The sequence below is a fragment of the Arthrobacter gandavensis genome (assembly GCF_039528575.1).
In the GTDB taxonomy this organism is placed as follows: domain Bacteria; phylum Actinomycetota; class Actinomycetes; order Actinomycetales; family Micrococcaceae; genus Arthrobacter_B; species Arthrobacter_B citreus_B.
On sequence record NZ_BAAALV010000014.1, the window covers coordinates 1 to 502 of the forward strand.

At 55.2% G+C, this 502-nt stretch carries 1 rRNA gene; it reads right to left on the minus strand.

From position 1 onward, the window contains the following. Positions 1-502 (minus strand): 16S ribosomal RNA (locus tag ABFX29_RS16620); the annotation flags it as partial.

A 502-nucleotide genomic window follows, 5' to 3' on the forward strand; every position in this document is an offset into this window, starting at 1 on the left:
CGTATTCACCGCAGCGTTGCTGATCTGCGATTACTAGCGACTCCAACTTCATGAGGTCGAGTTGCAGACCTCAATCCGAACTGAGACCGGCTTTTTGGGATTAGCTCCACCTCACAGTATCGCAACCCTTTGTACCGGCCATTGTAGCATGCGTGAAGCCCAAGACATAAGGGGCATGATGATTTGACGTCGTCCCCACCTTCCTCCGAGTTGACCCCGGCAGTCTCCTATGAGTCCCCGGCATAACCCGCTGGCAACATAGAACGAGGGTTGCGCTCGTTGCGGGACTTAACCCAACATCTCACGACACGAGCTGACGACAACCATGCACCACCTGTAAACCGGCCACAAGTGGGGAGCGTATTTCTACGCTTTACCGGTTCATGTCAAGCCTTGGTAAGGTTCTTCGCGTTGCATCGAATTAATCCGCATGCTCCGCCGCTTGTGCGGGCCCCCGTCAATTCCTTTGAGTTTTAGCCTTGCGGCCGTACTCCCCAGGCGG